General features: G+C 45.1%; 13 protein-coding genes and 1 riboswitch. Of the genes, 8 read left to right on the top strand and 5 right to left on the bottom strand.

The features are described 5' to 3' along the window. Positions 1-127: 127 nt before the first annotated feature. A complete protein-coding gene (locus OCT63_RS14105) occupies positions 128-1,078 on the bottom strand; it encodes a TDT family transporter (protein WP_161685783.1) in 951 nt (316 codons plus the stop codon). A gap of 205 nt (positions 1,079-1,283) precedes the next feature. Between OCT63_RS14105 and OCT63_RS14100 the strand changes: the two genes are divergently transcribed. The 5 genes from OCT63_RS14100 to OCT63_RS14080 all read left to right on the top strand — a co-directional run bounded on the left by OCT63_RS14100 (position 1,284) and on the right by OCT63_RS14080 (position 5,581). Beyond that, a complete protein-coding gene (locus tag OCT63_RS14100; protein ID WP_161673086.1) occupies positions 1,284-2,180 on the top strand; it encodes a LysR family transcriptional regulator in 897 nt (298 codons plus the stop codon). 88 nt (positions 2,181-2,268) lie between these two features. Then, positions 2,269-2,562, top strand: a complete 294-nt coding sequence (locus OCT63_RS14095; RefSeq protein WP_008223840.1) for a YebG family protein — start codon at positions 2,269-2,271, stop codon at positions 2,560-2,562. A 156-nt stretch (positions 2,563-2,718) separates the two neighbouring features. Then, a riboswitch (Fluoride riboswitch) is annotated at positions 2,719-2,803 on the top strand. A gap of 194 nt (positions 2,804-2,997) precedes the next feature. Next, the gene (locus OCT63_RS14090; RefSeq protein ID WP_017068533.1) at positions 2,998-3,690 is read left to right on the top strand and encodes an iron-sulfur cluster assembly scaffold protein; all 693 of its coding nucleotides are present in this window, start codon (positions 2,998-3,000) and stop codon (positions 3,688-3,690) included. A 24-nt stretch (positions 3,691-3,714) separates the two neighbouring features. Next, the gene (locus OCT63_RS14085; protein WP_017631946.1) at positions 3,715-4,704 is read left to right on the top strand and encodes a GGGtGRT protein; all 990 of its coding nucleotides are present in this window, start codon (positions 3,715-3,717) and stop codon (positions 4,702-4,704) included. A gap of 235 nt (positions 4,705-4,939) precedes the next feature. Next, positions 4,940-5,581 (top strand): MarC family protein, encoded by a 642-nt coding sequence (locus OCT63_RS14080; protein WP_161673080.1) that lies wholly within the window; start codon positions 4,940-4,942, stop codon positions 5,579-5,581. Positions 5,582-5,656: 75 nt separating this feature from the next. Here OCT63_RS14080 and ushA read toward each other — a convergent pair whose 3' ends face one another. Further along, a complete protein-coding gene (gene ushA, locus OCT63_RS14075; RefSeq protein ID WP_269983912.1) occupies positions 5,657-7,357 on the bottom strand; it encodes a bifunctional UDP-sugar hydrolase/5'-nucleotidase UshA in 1,701 nt (566 codons plus the stop codon). Positions 7,358-7,858: 501 nt separating this feature from the next. Here ushA and dapD point away from each other — a divergent pair. After that, entirely contained in the window at positions 7,859-8,890 is a 1,032-nt protein-coding gene (gene dapD, locus OCT63_RS14070) for a 2,3,4,5-tetrahydropyridine-2,6-dicarboxylate N-succinyltransferase (protein ID WP_161685778.1), read from the top strand. A 187-nt stretch (positions 8,891-9,077) separates the two neighbouring features. On the opposite strand, the gene purL is transcribed toward dapD, so the two are convergent. Next, positions 9,078-12,989 (bottom strand): phosphoribosylformylglycinamidine synthase, encoded by a 3,912-nt coding sequence (purL, locus tag OCT63_RS14065; protein ID WP_269983911.1) that lies wholly within the window; start codon positions 12,987-12,989, stop codon positions 9,078-9,080. Between the two features lie 342 nt (positions 12,990-13,331). Here purL and mltF point away from each other — a divergent pair, with 342 nt between their 5' ends. Together mltF and OCT63_RS14055 are read left to right on the top strand one after the other, a co-directional pair. Next, a complete protein-coding gene (gene mltF / locus OCT63_RS14060) occupies positions 13,332-14,900 on the top strand; it encodes a membrane-bound lytic murein transglycosylase MltF (RefSeq protein WP_161678875.1) in 1,569 nt (522 codons plus the stop codon). Positions 14,901-15,193: 293 nt separating this feature from the next. After that, positions 15,194-15,328 carry a hypothetical protein gene (locus OCT63_RS14055; RefSeq protein ID WP_017056742.1) on the top strand — a complete coding sequence of 45 codons (135 nt, stop codon included), beginning with the start codon at positions 15,194-15,196 and terminating at the stop codon, positions 15,326-15,328. A gap of 63 nt (positions 15,329-15,391) precedes the next feature. Here the strand turns inward: OCT63_RS14055 and tadA are convergent, their stop codons facing one another. Beyond that, positions 15,392-15,940 carry a tRNA adenosine(34) deaminase TadA gene (gene tadA / locus OCT63_RS14050; RefSeq protein WP_443088550.1) on the bottom strand — a complete coding sequence of 183 codons (549 nt, stop codon included), beginning with the start codon at positions 15,938-15,940 and terminating at the stop codon, positions 15,392-15,394. Between the two features lie 344 nt (positions 15,941-16,284). Then, complete coding sequence (locus OCT63_RS14045) at positions 16,285-17,847, bottom strand: AbgT family transporter (RefSeq protein ID WP_269983910.1); 1,563 nt, start codon at positions 17,845-17,847, stop codon at positions 16,285-16,287. Positions 17,848-18,065: the final 218 nt, after the last annotated feature.

The following is an 18,065-nucleotide window of genomic DNA, read 5'->3' as shown; positions in this document are numbered from 1 at the left end:
AGTGCACTCACGCTAATCTTGCCACAATATACTGCCAGATTAGCATAAGTGCTGAGTTTGAATGAGGAATATAAGCTTATGAAATACTGAAAACTTAAGCTCCGTTTATCTTTTGAACTATTGCCCTTTACAATCTACCCGCTACCGCACTTAAAACACGATGAGGTTTGTAATTAATGCAATAGCGAACGGCGACATAACCGACGACTAAGGTTGCCACAATCAGTTCTAGATACGCTAGATTGAACACTTGGCTGATGTAGCGAGCTTCAACACCTTGTACTTGCATCCAAGCCGCCAATTTAAATAACGCTGTTGCACCAATCACGATTGGGAAAGTAAACGCTGCATAGCCTGGGCTGAATGGCAGACGAAGTAGTTTGAAAAACGCGATGTAGATAATAAACGTCATCAACACTGCAATACCAAAGAGTAAACCAATGATCACTGGTGAAGGGCTAGCAGTAACGGTTAAGTAACCCGCCAAAGATAGACTCGCTGGTGCCGCCATAATCGCAATCGTTGGTTTTGCTGCATCTGGCACTTCGTGAGAGAAGATCAAACGGTAAACCATTAGTGGTAGCATCACAGCGTAAACCAATAAACCGAATACCAAAGTCGCGTTCGCTACTGGCTCTAAAACTGGATTACCAGAGAAAGACACGTCAGCCACAATAATACCAATCGGTGGTACAAACCAGCTTGGTACCATGTGGTGAATCTCAAAGTGTTTAGCTCTGTGGTACAAAAAGCTCACTAGAAACACAACGTGTAAAGCCACAGATGCTAACCACATCGCTTCTTGTAAGAATTGAGAGATTGGCGCCAAAGACGCTGACACTACCATGCATCCCATCGCAAATGTTGGTACCACACTGCCGACAACAGGGTGAGCAAGATCTTCACGCAATAAGTGGCCATAAATAAAAAATTTCACAGCTAAAACAAGAAGCAATACCGCTGCAATACCTGCACTGATCCACTGCACTAAGCCAGGAGTGTGCAAAATACCTTGTGCGACTAAAACGCCATCCCAGCACCAGCCTAAACTTGCGATTGCTAGTGCTAACCCTGCCATGGGTGTTGGAGCTCCTGTTAATCTATATTTAATGCGTTGAATCATGTCAGCCTCTCTTAAACTTAATTCACTAAACTTGTGAGCTCATCAGCTTGTTGAAGCCATAATACGCTTGCGATTCGTTAAACAATATCCAATTATATATAACAAGTGTTCATCAATACTGAACAACCTTTTCCACCAGCAGCGTAAAACTAGGAACCTGATGGCTAATATCTCAATCAAACAGCTCAAAGTGTTTGTCACCATTACCCAGCATTCGACGCTTACCGCCGCATCAGAAGCGCTGTTTTTGTCTAAAGCCGCGGTCAGCATGGCACTAGGCGAAATGGAGAAACAACTAGGTCACTCTCTATTTGACCGGGTTAACAACCGATTAATTCTCAATCAGGAGGGACAAAAGTTACTTCCTTTGGCTGATGAGATACTTCACCGAGCTGCGGGGATCGATGTTTTGTTCCGCGATGACCAACCATTAAGTGGCAATCTCAAGGTTGGCGCGAGTGACACGATTGGTAATCAGGTCGCACCCTTTATTCTGTCTGGCTTTCGCGAACGAACTCAGCATCAAGACCAGAGCTTGTTCATTTCAAACAGTGCGCAGATCTGCCAAAAGTTGGTGGATTACGAACTGGATATCGCGCTAATTGAAGGAAAAACACTCCATCCTGAATTGATCTCTAGCCAGTTCAGTAGCGATGAGATGTGTATTATCGTTAGTAATCAACACCCTCTCGTTTCACAAGACAAAGTTGCCCTACATGATTTAGAAGACAGTCATTGGATATTGCGCGAATCAGGCTCAGGTACACGTGAGTTTTTCTTGCGTGCCGTTGCACCGCGAATCGAGCACTGGTATGAATCATTTGAGCTCAACACCACCGAAGCGATCATCAACTCTGTTTCAGCAGGACTTGGCTTTGCCTGTTTATCGCGTTTAGCAGCACAACGAGCGATTGATTCAGGCCGAGTGAAAGCACTTGATGTACCACTCGACATGAAACGCCGATTCTGGATGCTGGTCCATAAAGACAAATATCAAAGCCCACTACTGAAATCTTTCATGAGTTATTGTGAAGACTGGGCTACACATCAAGATTGAGGCCGCATAGTTCGGGCTCCAACTGGACTTTTAGCATCAGAAACTGTATAAAAAGCCAGTAAAATTTATCAAACTTAGAGGATTAACCATGGCTGTTATCGTCAAGTACGTGGTGGAACGCAACGGAGAAGAGAAAATGACTTTTACCTCTAAAGCCGAAGCTGACGCATACGACAAAATGCTGGATATGGCTGATGAGCTTTTTGAACTGTTAGGCAAAAGCGATTTAGTTGAAGATGAAGGCAAGCAAGAAGAACTTGCAATGTACCTAGCGAAGAACAAAGAAGAAGTTCTTTACGCATTAGGTGCTAAGCGTAAACCAGCTCCGAAAAAAGCTAAGAAGCTTGAAGCTGTTGAAGACGCAGAAGAAGATGCAGCTTAACTAGCTGTTCCCTTTTCTAAAAAACGTCAATGACGCCTCTAATTAGGGTTCGTTATTGACGTTTTTTTATACTTATCGAAATATAATGAAGCTTGTTTAAAGTCGAAATCGCTCTAAACATTCGCTTGCATGAAAGTGTGATAAAGATCTAATCTATAGCCATCAGGTGATGGGGTACCACCTAAGCTTTTGCTTCAACCGCCCGTTCTTTTCGAACAGTGCTAATGACTCCTACAGAATCGAAAACAGGTAATACTGTTGGATGTATCGCTATTCCTCCATTTTGAAATGGACTTAGTCTATTAAGACCAAGATCCATGACACCTTTGGATTATCGATACTCAAGATCTGTAGTGAATTAGCCGCACCTCTTCCAACACGTCCTGTTTTCTCAACGCCCTAGGTCTTAAATGGCTCTATAAGTGAGAAAACATTATGCACTACTCTTCAGAAATTCAATCAATGTGCCCTATTCAAAGGGGTGATCTTCACAATTCAGCTCCAATTCCAGTTGAAGGCGCAATGGTTAGCCCAAAAGATGTCATCGCTATTTCTGGCTTAAGCCATGGCGTGGGCACTTGTGCACCACAACAAGGTGCCGCAAAACTGACTCTTAACGTAAAAAACGGCATCATCGAAGAAGCCTTAATCGAAACCATCGGCTGCTCTGGCATGACGCAATCTGCCGCGATGGCCGCCGAAATCCTCACAGGAAAAACCATTCTTGAAGCGCTCAATACTGACTTAGTATGTGACGCTATCAACGTAGCGATGCGCGAAATCTTCCTGCAGTTTGTTTACGGTCGAACTCAGTCTGCTTTCTCTGAAGGTGGCCTAGAAATCGGCGCAGCATTGGAAGACTTAGGTCAAACACAGCGCAGCCAAGTCGGCACCAGCTATTCAACCTCAGCGAAAGGCGTTCGTTACCTAGAGCTTGCAGAAGGTTACGTGACCAAGCTTGCACTTGATGATCACAGCGAAGTGATTGGTTACGAATATCTCAACCTCGGCAAAATGATGAAGGCGATTAACCAAGGTGTACCAGCGAACGAAGCTGCTGATCTTGCGACAGGTACTTATGGTCGCTTCGACGAAGCCGTGACCACCATTAACCCACGCCAACAATAATTTTTGCCAATTAAGAGGAAAGATATGATGAACACTCAATTTAATGAATCAGTAACTCGCGTATTGGCAGAAATGAACTTCGACTCTTTAGAGCAAGCAAACCAATACTGTTTATCACACAATGTCGACCCAAAAGCATTAGTGATGGACACTCAACCTATCGCATTTGAAAGCGCAGCTGACGCCTACACTCTTGGTGCAGCATTGGCTCTGTTCCGTAAAGCGAACAACGCAGAACAAGCAGCGAATATCATTGGTGAAGGCCTTCAAGCATTCACCAAACCCGGCAGTGTTGCGGAGCAACGCCAAGTCGGTATCGGCCATGGCGCATTGGCTGCACGTCTTCTAAATGAAGAGAGCCACTGCTTTGCTTTCCTTGCAGGCCATGAGTCTTTTGCTGCTGCAGAAGGTGCGATCAAGATTGCACTGAACGTGAACAAGTCACGCAAAACGCCATTGAAAGTTATCTTGAACGGTCTAGGTAAAGATGCCGCTTACCTAATCTCTCGCATCAATGGCTTTACTTATGTTCGCACTCAATTTGATTACCAAACGGGTGAGCTAGTTGAAACAGAACGTCGCCGCTTCTCACAAGGCCCTCGTGGAGAGATCTTGTGTTACGGCGCTGATGATGTACGTGAAGGTGTAGCGATCATGCACAGAGAAGAAGTGGATGTGAGTATCACGGGTAACTCAACCAACCCAACGCGTTTCCAACACCCTGTTGCGGGTATCTACAAAGCAGAACGTACTCGCCAAGGCTTGCCTTACTTCTCAGTCGCTTCAGGCGGCGGCACAGGCCGTACCTTGCACCCAGACAACGTAGCCGCTGGCCCTGCGTCTTACGGTATGACAGATACCATGGGCAGAATGCACGCTGACGCTCAGTTCGCTGGTAGCTCTTCTGTTCCTGCTCACGTTGCAATGATGGGCTTCATCGGTATGGGTAACAACCCTATGGTAGGTGCTACGGTTGCATTGGCTGTAGCAGTAAGCGAATCTCAAAACGCATAGCGACAAAACAAGCTCTATAGTCGGCCTGTCATATAGAGCCTTTTGTAGAACTTTTTAATTGAGAAACGCGCAATAACGCACGACCAAAACTCTACACCTATCACTAAAACCAAACAGTCAGCCTGATGCTGGCTGTTTTTTATTCACACTTACTCTACTATCTATTTCTAATAATTATTTGTATCTAAGGTTAAATACACATTGGTATTTAGCTGCATATTTTCAAAGGAATAATATGAAAGAGCTCATCATTCATACCATTACCGTATTCATGGGCTTTTTTGCCATCATGAACCCAATCGCCAATACCCCGATCTTTCTTGGATTAACCGGTGACAATGACAGGGAAACGGTCAAGTCCATCGCCTTCCGTTCAGTATTTATCGCATTCGTCATCGTCAGTACTTTTGCGCTCTCTGGCAAACTGATCTTTGATCTCTTTGGTATCACACTGTACGCACTGCGCATCACGGGCGGAATTCTGGTCTTTTTGATTGGCTTTCACATGCTGCAAGGTGACTCAACACACGCCAAAGCGAAAGAAAAAGTAAACTCAGACGCTCAACGAGACGCGGCGCTAAGCATCGCAGTATCACCTTTAGCCATGCCCATACTGGCCGGTCCCGGCACCATTGCCACTGCGATGAACTTCGCCAGCACTGAAGGAATTTACGAGACAATCATTACCATTGTCGCGTTTGGTCTACTGTGTACCTTAACCTACATATTGTTTGTATTCGGCGAACGCTTCGTGAAAGCCGTAGGACCAAGCGCACTGAACGTGATTACTCGAATGATGGGTCTAATACTCGCAGTGATCGGTATGCAGATGTTGATTGAAGGGATTGAGCAGGCTTATAAGGCGCTGTTTATCTAGCGTTTGATTTCACTAAATTTTATACAAAAATAACCAGCGATTCGCTGGCTATTGTCTTCAGGGCCTTCTTAAAAATCAGTTCGCAGGGCAACCTTTCACGTCTACGCCATTGCTCCTATAGATGAGTTCACCGTCCACTGGAGCATAATCGTCAGCTTTCACTTGAGGGTTATTGACAAAAAACTCTCGCAGTACGGAGGCGTCTGTCATTTGAGTCGATTCAACATCAATTACAGGATAGTCATCACCACCAGCCGCGCTGAAACTGATCACAGAGAAGGTGTAAGTATCTGCCAAGTCAAAACCTTTGCCATTGATATCTCGAATAGTCACATCGCTCAAATCACAGTCGACGGTTAAGCTAATGTTGTCGAGTTGAGCATAAGCGCCTGAACCCGCAGTCATCGTCGCAACCACATCTAAATACGCTTTCACCTCAGCCCCTGTCATCGTTGCTTTGGTCACGAAGTTTCCGAAAGGTTGCACCGTCAGTACATCACGATAAGCAATATCACCTGCTTTAATTGAGTCGCGAACACCACCGGAATTCATCACACCAAAGTCAGCATTCACTAAGTCATAAGTGCGGTATGCTTCCCCTAATAAGTGACCCAGATTGGTTTGCTCAGATCGAACCACATTACGATCACCTTCAAGCTTCGCATCTGTGTTCGAGATAACCTCATCAAGCAACTCTTGTCCTTGCTGTTGATACGCAGAAAGCGTCGCAATCACAGTTGAGTCTGGTTCAATTTCAGCTTGGATAAACTGATAATCACCATTTTCATCCTTCTCTTTTAAGTTCACCGGAACCAGATCGTATTTCGCTAAATGTAATTTACCGTCATAGAATTCAAAGTCAGCTCGACCTACATACTTACCCCACTCGTGAGCTTGCATGATGTAAGTACCATTTTGTTGATCCGGTTTACAATCATCTCCCGGATTAAAATCTGCGTATTCATTGCCTTCCATACAAACTGGATTTTGAGAGTGTCCACCGATGATGGCGTCCAGTTGACCTTCCTCTATAGAACGAGCAAGCAATACATCGCCAGGCGCTTCACTACCATGCTGACCATCTGCGTAGTGCCCCATATGCGTGGTAGCAAAAATCAGGTCAACCGTTTCATTGGCCTCGATTTCTTTTATGGCTTTTTTGATTTCAACTTGTGGGTCGGCAAAGTGAATTGTCGCAACGTTGTCAGGATTAACTAATTTCGCCGTATCCTTGGTTGTCAGGCCAATAACAGCGACTTTTAGGCCATTAATGCTGAATACTTTATATGGAGAGAAAAGGCGTTCATCAGTAACTGTGTCTCCATCTTTGATATAAATATTCGCCGCTAGCATCGGGAAGTCAGCTAATTCAGCCTGCATGTCTAACACATCTAAACTGTTATCAAACTCATGATTACCTAATGCCATCGCATCGTAACCAAGAAGGTTCATGCCAACAAAATCTGGTACCGCATCCTGCATATCAGACTCTGGCACACCAGTATTAATGTCACCACCGGACAGTAAGATCGTCTCACCACCGTTTTGAGTGACCTCTGCACGAATACTATCAATCAACGTCTTACGAGCCGCCATTCCATACTCACCCTTACTGTTTTCCCAGAAGCGACCATGGTTATCGTTAGTATGTAAAACCGTAAACTTGGTACAAGAAGCGGCAGTGTCACATGTCACCGTGATATCATCATTGTCCGAGCCACAGCCAACCATCGCCACGCCGATAGAGAGCACCAGTAAAGACTTAGTAAAATTCATAGAAGATCCTTTATTCATCGTTTTAATGTCGTTATTGCAGGAATATACTGATATTTTTTTAATTTTTAGTGATTTTCATCTTAGTTAGTTGGTTGAAAGTTTAAGTATTTACTCAGATTGTAAGCACAAACGATAAATCAACAGAACTCGATTAATTTTCATAATAAACATATATTTATGAAGGAAGTGTGACTAATCCTATTGATACTGATAACAAAGAGCTTACTTAACATAAGTATCAGATATGGAATAGAGGTTGTTGCGTGCAACTAAAGTGAGTGCGACTCGTTAAGCTCTTAGGTTAGTATCCGGATAATAAAAACTATCGCTAAAAAGACAAGCAGTATCATTTTACAGACTTTATCCCCCTACGCTCTTTCATAACAGAGGCGCTCTCTTTATGATGAACGCAATTAAATTAACTTTGCTAACGGCAGCGCTTATTATTCGAGCCGTTGTTATTGAATAGCAAAATCAAGACTCATCATATGGAGATTTAACATGGCTTACTTTTCACTAGCCTTCGGTACGGCAACCAAAAATCGCGACAATAAAATCATTGAAGCGTTCTTCCCTAACCCACTTCTAAACCCAAGCGATGCTCTTGTAGCAGCTGTTGGTGAGGTAGTAGGTTACACTGAAGGCAACCAAGCTATCGAAATCTCTGCTGCACAAAGCGCAGAACTAGCGAAAGCATTCGCAGCAAACGACGATGCAGCAAACGCATCTTTTGCAGAAAAAGCAGCAGCATCTGAGCAACCACTTGTTCTTGTTGTTCTTGCGGCTGACGAGAAGCCAGCATCGGTTGCTGAAGGCTTCCTTAAGCTACAACTTATCTCTAACCGCCTAGTACAACCGCACGGTACAGTACTGGACGGCATCTTCGGTCTACTGCACAACATCGCATGGACAAACGAAGGCCCTATCGACCTTCCAGAGCTGGCTGAGCGTCAAATCGAAGCTCGCCTTGCTGGTCGCGCTCTGTCTGTAGATTGCGTAGACAAGTTCCCTAAAATGGTGGATTACGTGGTACCAACAGGTATTCGTATTGCTGACACTTCTCGTGTTCGTCTTGGCGCACATGTGGGTGAAGGTACAACGGTTATGCACGAAGGTTTCATCAACTTCAATGCGGGTACAACTGGCGTAAGCATGGTTGAAGGTCGTATCTCTGCAGGTGTTGTTGTGGGTAACGGTTCAGACATCGGCGGTGGCGCTTCTATAATGGGTACGCTATCTGGTGGCGGTACTATGGTTATCTCTATCGGCGAAAACTGCCTACTAGGCGCAAACGCGGGTCTTGGCTTCCCAATGGGTGACCGTTGTACGGTTGAGTCTGGTCTTTACGTGACTGCGGGTACTAAGGTTCGTATGCTAGATAAAGAAGGCAACGAAGTCGAAATCATTAAAGCTCGCGACCTAGCTGGCGTTTCTGATCTTCTGTTCCGTCGCAACTCGATCACTGGTCAAATTGAATGTCTAGCGAACAAGTCTGCTATTGAACTAAACAGCGAGCTACACAGTAACAACTAATCTACGCGCTAGATGCTAGATGCTAGATGCTAGATGCTAGATGCTAGAAAAATACGAAGCCGCAGGAGTTAAATCCAGCGGCTTTTTTTGATCCTAGCTCTATAAACATCAAGCCTAACAAAAAAGCGCAGACCTTTAGGTCTGCGCTTTTATTAGCTTTTAAAACTCTTAGGTTTAGTGAACCAGATTAACCCACATTCTTACGTGCGTTTTGGAACATACGCATCCAAGCGCCATTCTCGCCCCAACCTTCTGGAGACCAAGAGTTAGCAACCGTACGGAATACACGTTCTGGGTGAGGCATCATGATAGTCACGCGGCCGTCAGTCGTTGTTAAACCTGTAATAGCGTTTGGCGAACCGTTCGGGTTGTTCGGGTATTGCTGCGTTTGGTTACCGTTGTTATCAACGTAACGTAGAGCAACTGTACCTGAGTTTTCAATCGCGTTTAGGTGGTCGTTATCACGCACTTCTACGCGGCCTTCACCGTGAGAAACAGCGATTGGCATACGAGAACCTTCCATGCCGTTGAAGAATACAGAATCAGATTTCTGAACTTCAACTAGGCTGAAACGAGCTTCAAAACGCTCAGATTCGTTGCGAACGAAACGTGGCCAGTACTCAGCTCCAGGGATAAGTTCACGCAGGTTAGATAACATCTGACAACCGTTACACACACCTAGAGAGAAAGTATCTTCACGCTTGAAGAAGTTTTCAAATTGGTCACGAGTAGAGTCGTTAAATAGAACCGACTTAGCCCAACCTTCACCAGCGCCCAGTACATCACCGTAAGAGAAGCCACCACATGCCACAAGGCCGTTGTACTCTTCTAGTACCGCTTGACCCGTTAGGATGTCGCTCATGTGAATATCAGTCGCTTCGAAGCCTGCACGGTCGAATGCTGCTGCCATTTCAACGTGAGAGTTAACACCCTGCTCACGTAGAATCGCCATCTTAGGCTTAGCGCCCGTGTTGATGTAAGGAGCAGCAATGTCTTCATTTACGTCAAAGCTTAGTTTCACGTTCAGACCTGGATCTGAGTTGTCTTTCTTCGCTTCGTGCTCTTGGTCAGCACATGTTGGGTTATCACGTAGACCTTGCATCTTATGCGTCGTCTCAGCCCAGATAGTACGTAGTTCAGTACGGTTACGTTCAATCACTACAGACTCACCAGACTTAATCACTAGCTCGTCAGAAGCTTCAACAGAACCGATTACGTGTGAACACGCTTCTAGACCGTTTGCTGCAAGAGTTGAAAGAACAGCGTCTAGGTCGTCGTTACGAACCTGGATTACCGCACCTAGCTCTTCGTTGAATAGTGCAGCTAGAGCATCTTCGCCTAACGCTTCAATGTTTGCATTAACACCACAGTGACCTGCGAACGCCATCTCTGCAAGAGTAACGAATAGACCACCGTCGCCTTTGTCGTGGTAAGCCACAACTTGGTCGTTAGCAACCAGAGCTTGAACGCCTTCGTAGAAACCTTTTAGCTGTGCCGCGTTGTCTACGTCTGCTGGCTTATCACCAAGCTGCTTGTAAACCTGAGCAAGTGCTGTTGCGCCCATGCGGTTTTGGCCGTTACCAAGGTCGATAAGTACTAGGCTTGTAGCGCCTAAGCCTTCAAGGTTATTCGGGGTACGAAGCTGAGGCGTAATCGTCTTACGAACATCTTCAACACGAGCAAATGCAGTGATAACAAGAGATAACGGAGAAGTGACTTCTTTCTGCTCGCCGTTCTCTTCCCACTTAGTCTTCATAGACATAGAGTCTTTACCCACAGGGATAGTTAGACCCAGTGCTGGACATAGCTCTTCACCGACTGCTTTCACCGCTTCGTAAAGACCTGCGTCTTCACCTGGGTGACCCGCAGGAGACATCCAGTTCGCTGACAGTTTAATGTGTTTGATATCGCCGATGTTGGTCGCAGCGATGTTTGTGATTGCTTCACCAACCGCTAGACGAGCTGATGCGCCGAAGTCTAGTAGTGCCACTGGCGTGCGCTCACCAAGAGACATCGCCTCACCGTGGTAAGAGTCGTAACTTGCTGCTGTTACCGCACAGTTAGCAACTGGAACCTGCCATGGACCAACCATTTGGTCACGAGCAACAAGGCCAGTTACCGAGCGGTCACCGATAGTGATAAGGAATGTTTTCTCAGCCACTGTTGGTAGACGAAGAACACGGTCAACCGCTTCGTTCATCTCGATGCCAGAGCGGTCAATCGCAGGGTTGTTCGCTTTTAGCGTCTTCGCATCACGGTGCATCTTAGGTGTTTTACCTAATAGGATGTCCATTGGCATATCGATTGGCGTGTTGTCGAAGTGTGAATCTTCAAGTTTCAGGTCACGTTCTTCAGTCGCTTTACCAACCACAGCGTATGGTGCGCGCTCACGCTTACAAATCGCGTCGAATGTTGCCATGTCTTTATCAGCAACGGCCATTACGTAGCGCTCTTGAGATTCGTTACACCAGATCTCAAGTGGGCTCATGCCCGGCTCATCGTTTGGCACGTCGCGTAGGTTAAAGATACCGCCACGCTCACCGTCGTCTACTAGCTCAGGAAGCGCATTCGAGATACCGCCCGCGCCCACATCGTGAATGAATGCGATTGGGTTCGCATCACCAAGCTGCCAACAACGGTCGATCACTTCCTGACAACGACGTTCCATCTCTGGGTTTTCACGTTGTACCGAAGCGAAATCTAGATCTTCAGAAGAAGAGCCCGAATCCATTGAAGATGCAGCACCGCCACCAAGGCCGATGTTCATCGCAGGGCCACCAAGAACAATTAGGCTTGCGCCTACTGGGATCTCTTTCTTCTGAACATGATCATCACGGATGTTACCAAGACCACCAGCCAGCATGATTGGCTTGTGGTAACCTCGGACTTCTTCACCTGCGTGAGAGTTGACTTTCTCTTCGTAAGTACGGAAGTAACCTAGTAGGTTTGGACGACCAAATTCGTTGTTGAATGCCGCGCCACCAAGAGGACCTTCAAGCATGATATCCAATGCAGTAACGATACGGCTTGGCTTACCAAAGTCGGTTTCCCAAGGTTGAACAAAGTTCGGGATCTTAAGGTTAGATACAGAGAAAGCAACCAGGCCAGCTTTTGGCTTACCGCCAATACCCGTTGCGCCTTCATCACGGATTTCACCGCCTGAACCTGTTGATGCGCCTGGCCAAGGAGAGATAGCCGTTGGGTGGTTGTGCGTTTCAACCTTCATCAAGATGTGTGTTTTCTCTTGGTGGTAGTTGTACTGGCGAGTTTTTGGATCTGGGAAGAAACGACCGACTTCAGAACCTGTCATTACCGCTGCGTTATCTTTATAAGCAGACAGAACGTGTTCTGGTGTCGTTTCAAAGGTGTTCTTAATCATCTTGAACAATGATTTTTCTTGCTTAATGCCATCGATAGTCCAATCAGCGTTAAAGATCTTGTGACGACAGTGCTCTGAGTTCGCTTGTGCAAACATCATTAGCTCGATGTCAGTCGGGTTACGACCTAGCTTTTCAGTGAAGCTTTCAAGAAGGTAATCAATCTCATCTTCTGCAAGTGCAAGACCTAGGGTAACGTTTGCTTCTTCAAGCGCTTTACGTCCGCCTGTTAATAGCTCAACTTCCGCATAAGGAGCAGGCTCAGCAACCGTGAACAGTGCCGCTGCAGATTCGAAGTCAGTGAAAACCACTTCCATCATACGATCGTGCAGAATTGCTTTCAGCTCAACAAGTTGAAGCTCAGAAAGTTCAGCAGAGGTTTCAATGTAGAAAGCAGTACCGCGCTCTAGACGTGACACTTTAGCCAGTCCACAGTTGTGTGCGATATCTGTTGATTTTGAAGACCAAGGCGAGATAGTGCCCGGGCGTGGCGTTGCAAGCAGCAGTAAACCTTCAGGTTCATGCTCTTCAATCGTTGGACCGTAAGTCAGTAGCTTTTCTAGCTTCTCAACTTCAGACTCATCTAGGTCTGCCGTTAAATCAGCAAAGTGGGCAAACTCAGCGTAAATACCTGTTACAGGTAAGCTTAATTCACGACAAAGCTCTAAAAGCTTGTTAACACGAAACTCAGATAGAGCTGGGGAGCCACGCAAAATTCTCATGTGCTTAGGTCTCTTATGCAGTTGATTAAGGTAGTATTGGAATAAATTCAGTGGGTTACAGGTACAACCTAACTGTTTTCTTCGAAGCTATTCCTGAGAGTATTTCCCGAAGGTTGCCAAACCTATGCCGATTCCACCTCTTCAATGCGAGCGCATTATAAAGCATTTCTTTTTGTGACGTAACACCAAAAGCAACCGTTTGCGTTATTTTTTTTATCTTTCTGTGTAAATGGTACTTTTGCTGCATTTATCACCACTTTTACATCTGTTTAATTAAACCTACTTTGCCAGCCTTGCATGGTTTGGTATAAAGGGGCTTCCACTTTTCGAGATTTCATTTTGATGCCTAAATTTACGCTCACCTTTTCGTTTAAATTCCTTCTGCTCGCTATTGCCTTGTTTGGACTAACAGGGTGCCAGATTGAATCTGAACCTAAAAGTGTCCTTGAGCAGATACGAGATCGCGGCGTTCTTCGTGTCGGAACCCTCAATAACCAACTCTCTTATTACATTGGTCCTGATGGCCCAGCAGGCTTAGATTACGAGTTAGCTCGTGAGTTTGCACAAGAGCTTGGTGTAAGGCTTGAGGTTAAACCCGCTTACCGCTTATCCGGCCTATTCCCTGCTTTAAAGAAAGGTGAAATCGATCTCATCGCAACCGGATTAACACAAAACAATAACCTGACACGTGCGTATCGAGCTGCACCTGCTTATTACTATGTAAGCCAACAAGTCGTGTACAAGAAAGGTCAATGGAGGCCAAGAAACCTCGAACAACTGATCTCGTTTGAAAACGAACGTCAGGCTGAATTTGTAAACGCACAAACTCAATCGGAAGAAACACCATCCAGTGACACGTTAACTCCAGCTTTGGTGGTAGTGAAAGACTCACACTTCGAACCAACACTCAAGCAGCTGCAGAACATACACGATGACTTTATCTACGATGCGGTCGACAATGCAGACATCAATGACCTGCTAAAAGAAGTATCGACAGGTGAACGTTTATTTACGGTGGCAGACTCTATCGAGCTATCACTGGCACAACGTTTGTACCCAGACGTCGCATTAGCTTTTGAGCTCACAGAAGACCAACCAATCTCTTGGTATTTACAGAGATCTGAAGATGAAAGTCTTTATGCTTTACTGATCGAGTTCTTCGGCCACCTAAAGCAATCTGGTGAATTGGCTTCACTGGAAGAGAAATATATCGGCCACATTGGTACCTTTGACTACGTTGATACTCGTGCCTTTATCCGCGCGTTAGATAGCAAACTACCAAAATGGTCACCACTGTTTCAGAAATACTCGAAAGAATTTGATTGGCGCTTAATTGCTGCTTTGGCATACCAAGAGTCACATTGGAACCCTGTCGCACGCTCACCGACGGGTGTTCGCGGTATGATGATGCTGACATTACCTACAGCGAAGAGTGTTGGTGTGACTAACCGTCTCAACCCTAAGCAATCGGTACAGGGTGGGGTCGAATACCTGCGTCGTATCGTAAACCGGGTCCCAGACTCCATTGCCCAACATGAGAAAATCTGGTTTGCCCTTGCATCATATAATGTAGGTTACGGGCACATGATGGATGCACGTCGCTTAACCAAAGCACAAGGTGGCGATCCTGATGCTTGGGGGGATGTAAAAGATAGGTTACCTCTATTACGACAGAAGAAATACTATAGACATACTCGTTACGGGTACGCCCGCGGTGATGAAGCAAAAAATTACGTTGAAAACATTCGCCGTTATTACCAGAGTATTATCGGCCATGTAAATAAGCGGCATAAAGAACAAGAAGCGAGCCTTGAAGATTTGGTCGTGATCCCGCCTTTAGAGATTTCAGGCTCTGAATCAGCCATCAATGCTGCTCAGTCGGTTATTAATAGTTCTGCTTCCCCACAGTAAAATCTAAAAGAGCAATGCCATTTAGCCTTGCTCTTTTTTATTACCCTAATTTATGGCTTCGTGCTAACGGAGTGGGATAGGCAAAGGGAGGCTTAGAGGCAGCGTGTCATATTGCAGTAACAATCGAACTTTATAACGGCACACCATAATCAATATTACGGGTTGTCTCATCAAGACGTCGAATGTTGAGTAGAATGTCTCTCGAAGCAAATTCGAACGTGGCAGAACGAATAACACTATAATTAAACATTGATCCAAACTACAAGTCAGACGACAAATAGGAAATCGTTAAAATGATAAAGAACAAGCTGAAACCGAAGCGCCTTGATAAGACCGTTGCTGCAAACCGTCGTAAGCGTATGCTTTCAAATAATAAGAAAAAGATCATTTGGCGCAACCGTGCTTTCATGCAGATGATTGCCGAGTAAGTTTACGTAGGCACTTTCGCATAGAAAGTGCCTATTCTTAACGTCTCATGAGCGCGGCACGCTCTATTCAGACTGGTGGCTTTTATCTGCCTTTTCGACCAGCTCTTCATCTAATCGCTGTCGTTTTCTTTGCTCTTTGATCTCTTTTCGACGACGCTTGAAAAATGCCTGCAATTGCTCGCGACACTCTTCTTCTAATAGACCATATTCAACGTCGGCATAGTGGTACGAGGCTTGGCTTTCAAACAAGTTCAATACTGTACCCGCCGCACCAGCTTTCAAGTCAGGCGCACCAAACACAATGCGTTTTACACGACTATGTAACAGGGCGCCCGCGCACATAGGGCATGGCTCTAGCGTGACGTATAAAGTGGTATCGAGCAGTCGGTAATTTTCCAGAGCTTGCCCCGCTTTACGCAAAGTTTCGATTTCTGCGTGTGCCGTGGCATCGTGACTACCAATCGAACGGTTCCACCCTTCAGAGATAATCTCATCATCTTTTACCAACACGGCACCCACGGGAACCTCTCCCTCACTCTCAGCTTGCTTAGCCACCTCAATGGCACGTCGCATAAAAATTTCATCTTGAGGGCTGAATTGATAGTCTGACAAAGGGAACTCCAGAAAAACAAAGAAATAGGAACAAAAAAGGTATGCAATAAAAGCATACCTAATCTTAGCGAAAGTGGACAATATCGTGAAATAAAGTGACTAACGGGGTTCTAATTGAAGTGACTAAAAATAGAGTTCGGTTATCTGAGAATACCGTGCTATTTAAGTTAGATCCTAGTCTTATACTCAGTATAAGGAATACGAAACACGGAATAAAAATAGTCATTAGCTCATTAAAGCTGCCCTAATAAATATAGAATATTGGAAAATAATCAGTAAAAAGCCCGCTTGTTCGGTGCGAGCTTAACATTTATTAGTGCTGCTTAATATGACTGAGTGGGACCTTACATTGTGTAAGTGTAAGGTGCTTGGATACCTAGTGGGATACCAAGCGCCCAATAAGCTAGCAAGAAGATAGACCAACCAATAGCCATCGCGATAGAGTATGGCATCATCATAGAGGCTAATGAACCAATGCCTGACCCCTTCACATAACGCTGCATGTAAACAACAACTAATGGGAAGAACACCATCATCGGAGAAATGATATTGGAAACTGAGTCACCAACACGATATGCCGCTTGCGTCAGCTCTGGAGAGATGCCGACAGCCATTAGCATTGGAACCATAATAGGACCAATCAGCGCCCACTTAGCAGAAGCCGAACCGACTAATAAATTAACAAATGCGGTGAGTAAAATCATACCAATAATCGTCACTTGTCCTGGTAGATTCATCGCTTGCAATAACTGAGCACCAGATAGCGCCAGTAATGTACCCAAGTTAGATTGAGAGAAAGCGACTAGGAACTGAGCAATGAAGAAAGCCATTACCATAAAGCTGCCCATGCTTGCCATAGTTGCAGACATCGATTTAATGATGTCGTCGCTAGCTTTAAAAGTACCAACAATACGACCGTAAACCACCCCTGGAATAATAAACAGGATAAAGATAAGCGGTACAATAGACTTCATAATTGGCGCATTAAAAGAAGTGATCTCCCCCGCAGGAGAACGCAAAGGCGAGGTCTCAGGGACTAAAGCAGCAATCAAAGCAACAATACCAATGACCATTGCCCAACCCGCACGCGAGAAAGCCTTACTTTCAATTTCGGTAAATGACCCCATATCCGGTGCTTCTTCTGCATCTTCATCGATAGCCGTTTTAGCAAGACGTGGTGAAATAATCTTATCCGTTACATACCAACCAATACTTACAATTAATAGGGAAGATAAACCTGTAAAAAAGATATTAGAAAGAGGGTTTACTATGTAATCTGGATCAAGAATTTGCGCAGCTTCTTGTGTAAAGCCCGCCAAAAGAGGATCGATACCTGATGGCAAGAAGTTTGCCGCAAAGCCACCTGATACACCAGCAAACGCAGCTGCAATACCCGCTAGAGGGTGGCGACCCGCGGCGTGGAAAATAATACCACCAAGAGGAATAACCAGTACGTAACCAGCATCGGCAGCTGTGTGAGACACAATAGCTACCAAGATAAGCATCGGCGTTAATAGCTTAACTGGAGTCACGTTCAGCATCTTTTTCAGACCAGTATTAATAAAGCCTGAAGCTTCAGCAACACCAACACCCAACATAGCAACCAGTACGATGCCAAGAGGTGCAAACCCGGTAAAGTTAGTCACCATATTAGCTAAAAAGCTCGCAAAGGACTCACCGGTTAATAAGTTCGAAACGACAATGGCTTCACCAGATACAGGGTGAATCAAATCGAAAGTAAAACGTGAGAATACTGCAGATAACACCCAGACTAAAATAAGTCCCCAAAAAAAGAGTAGGGCTGGATCTGGGATTTTGTTACCGGCACGTTCAATGAAGTTTAGAAAGCGGTCCATCCCACTGATCTTATCAGTCGGCGGTGCTTTTTTTACGGCTTGGTTACTCATGGTAACTCCATATGTGATGTTGTTTGTTTAGGGCTTATATAAATTTTAATCAAGGCCTATTGGCACAGCACATATTCTATTTAAATCGCCATTAAAAAGCACAAGGTTCCGCCTTATTTTACATAAATGGAGACATATTTTGCAAAATTACTATTAGGAAGCAACAATATAAAAACACAAAACACACCATCTCGTATACATAACTTTAACCAGAGCGC

Origin of the sequence: Vibrio sp. RW, assembly GCF_027587105.1 — a bacterium.
Taxonomy (GTDB): Bacteria; Pseudomonadota; Gammaproteobacteria; order Enterobacterales; family Vibrionaceae; genus Vibrio; species Vibrio toranzoniae.
This window is presented reverse-complemented; position numbering and strand designations above follow the sequence as displayed.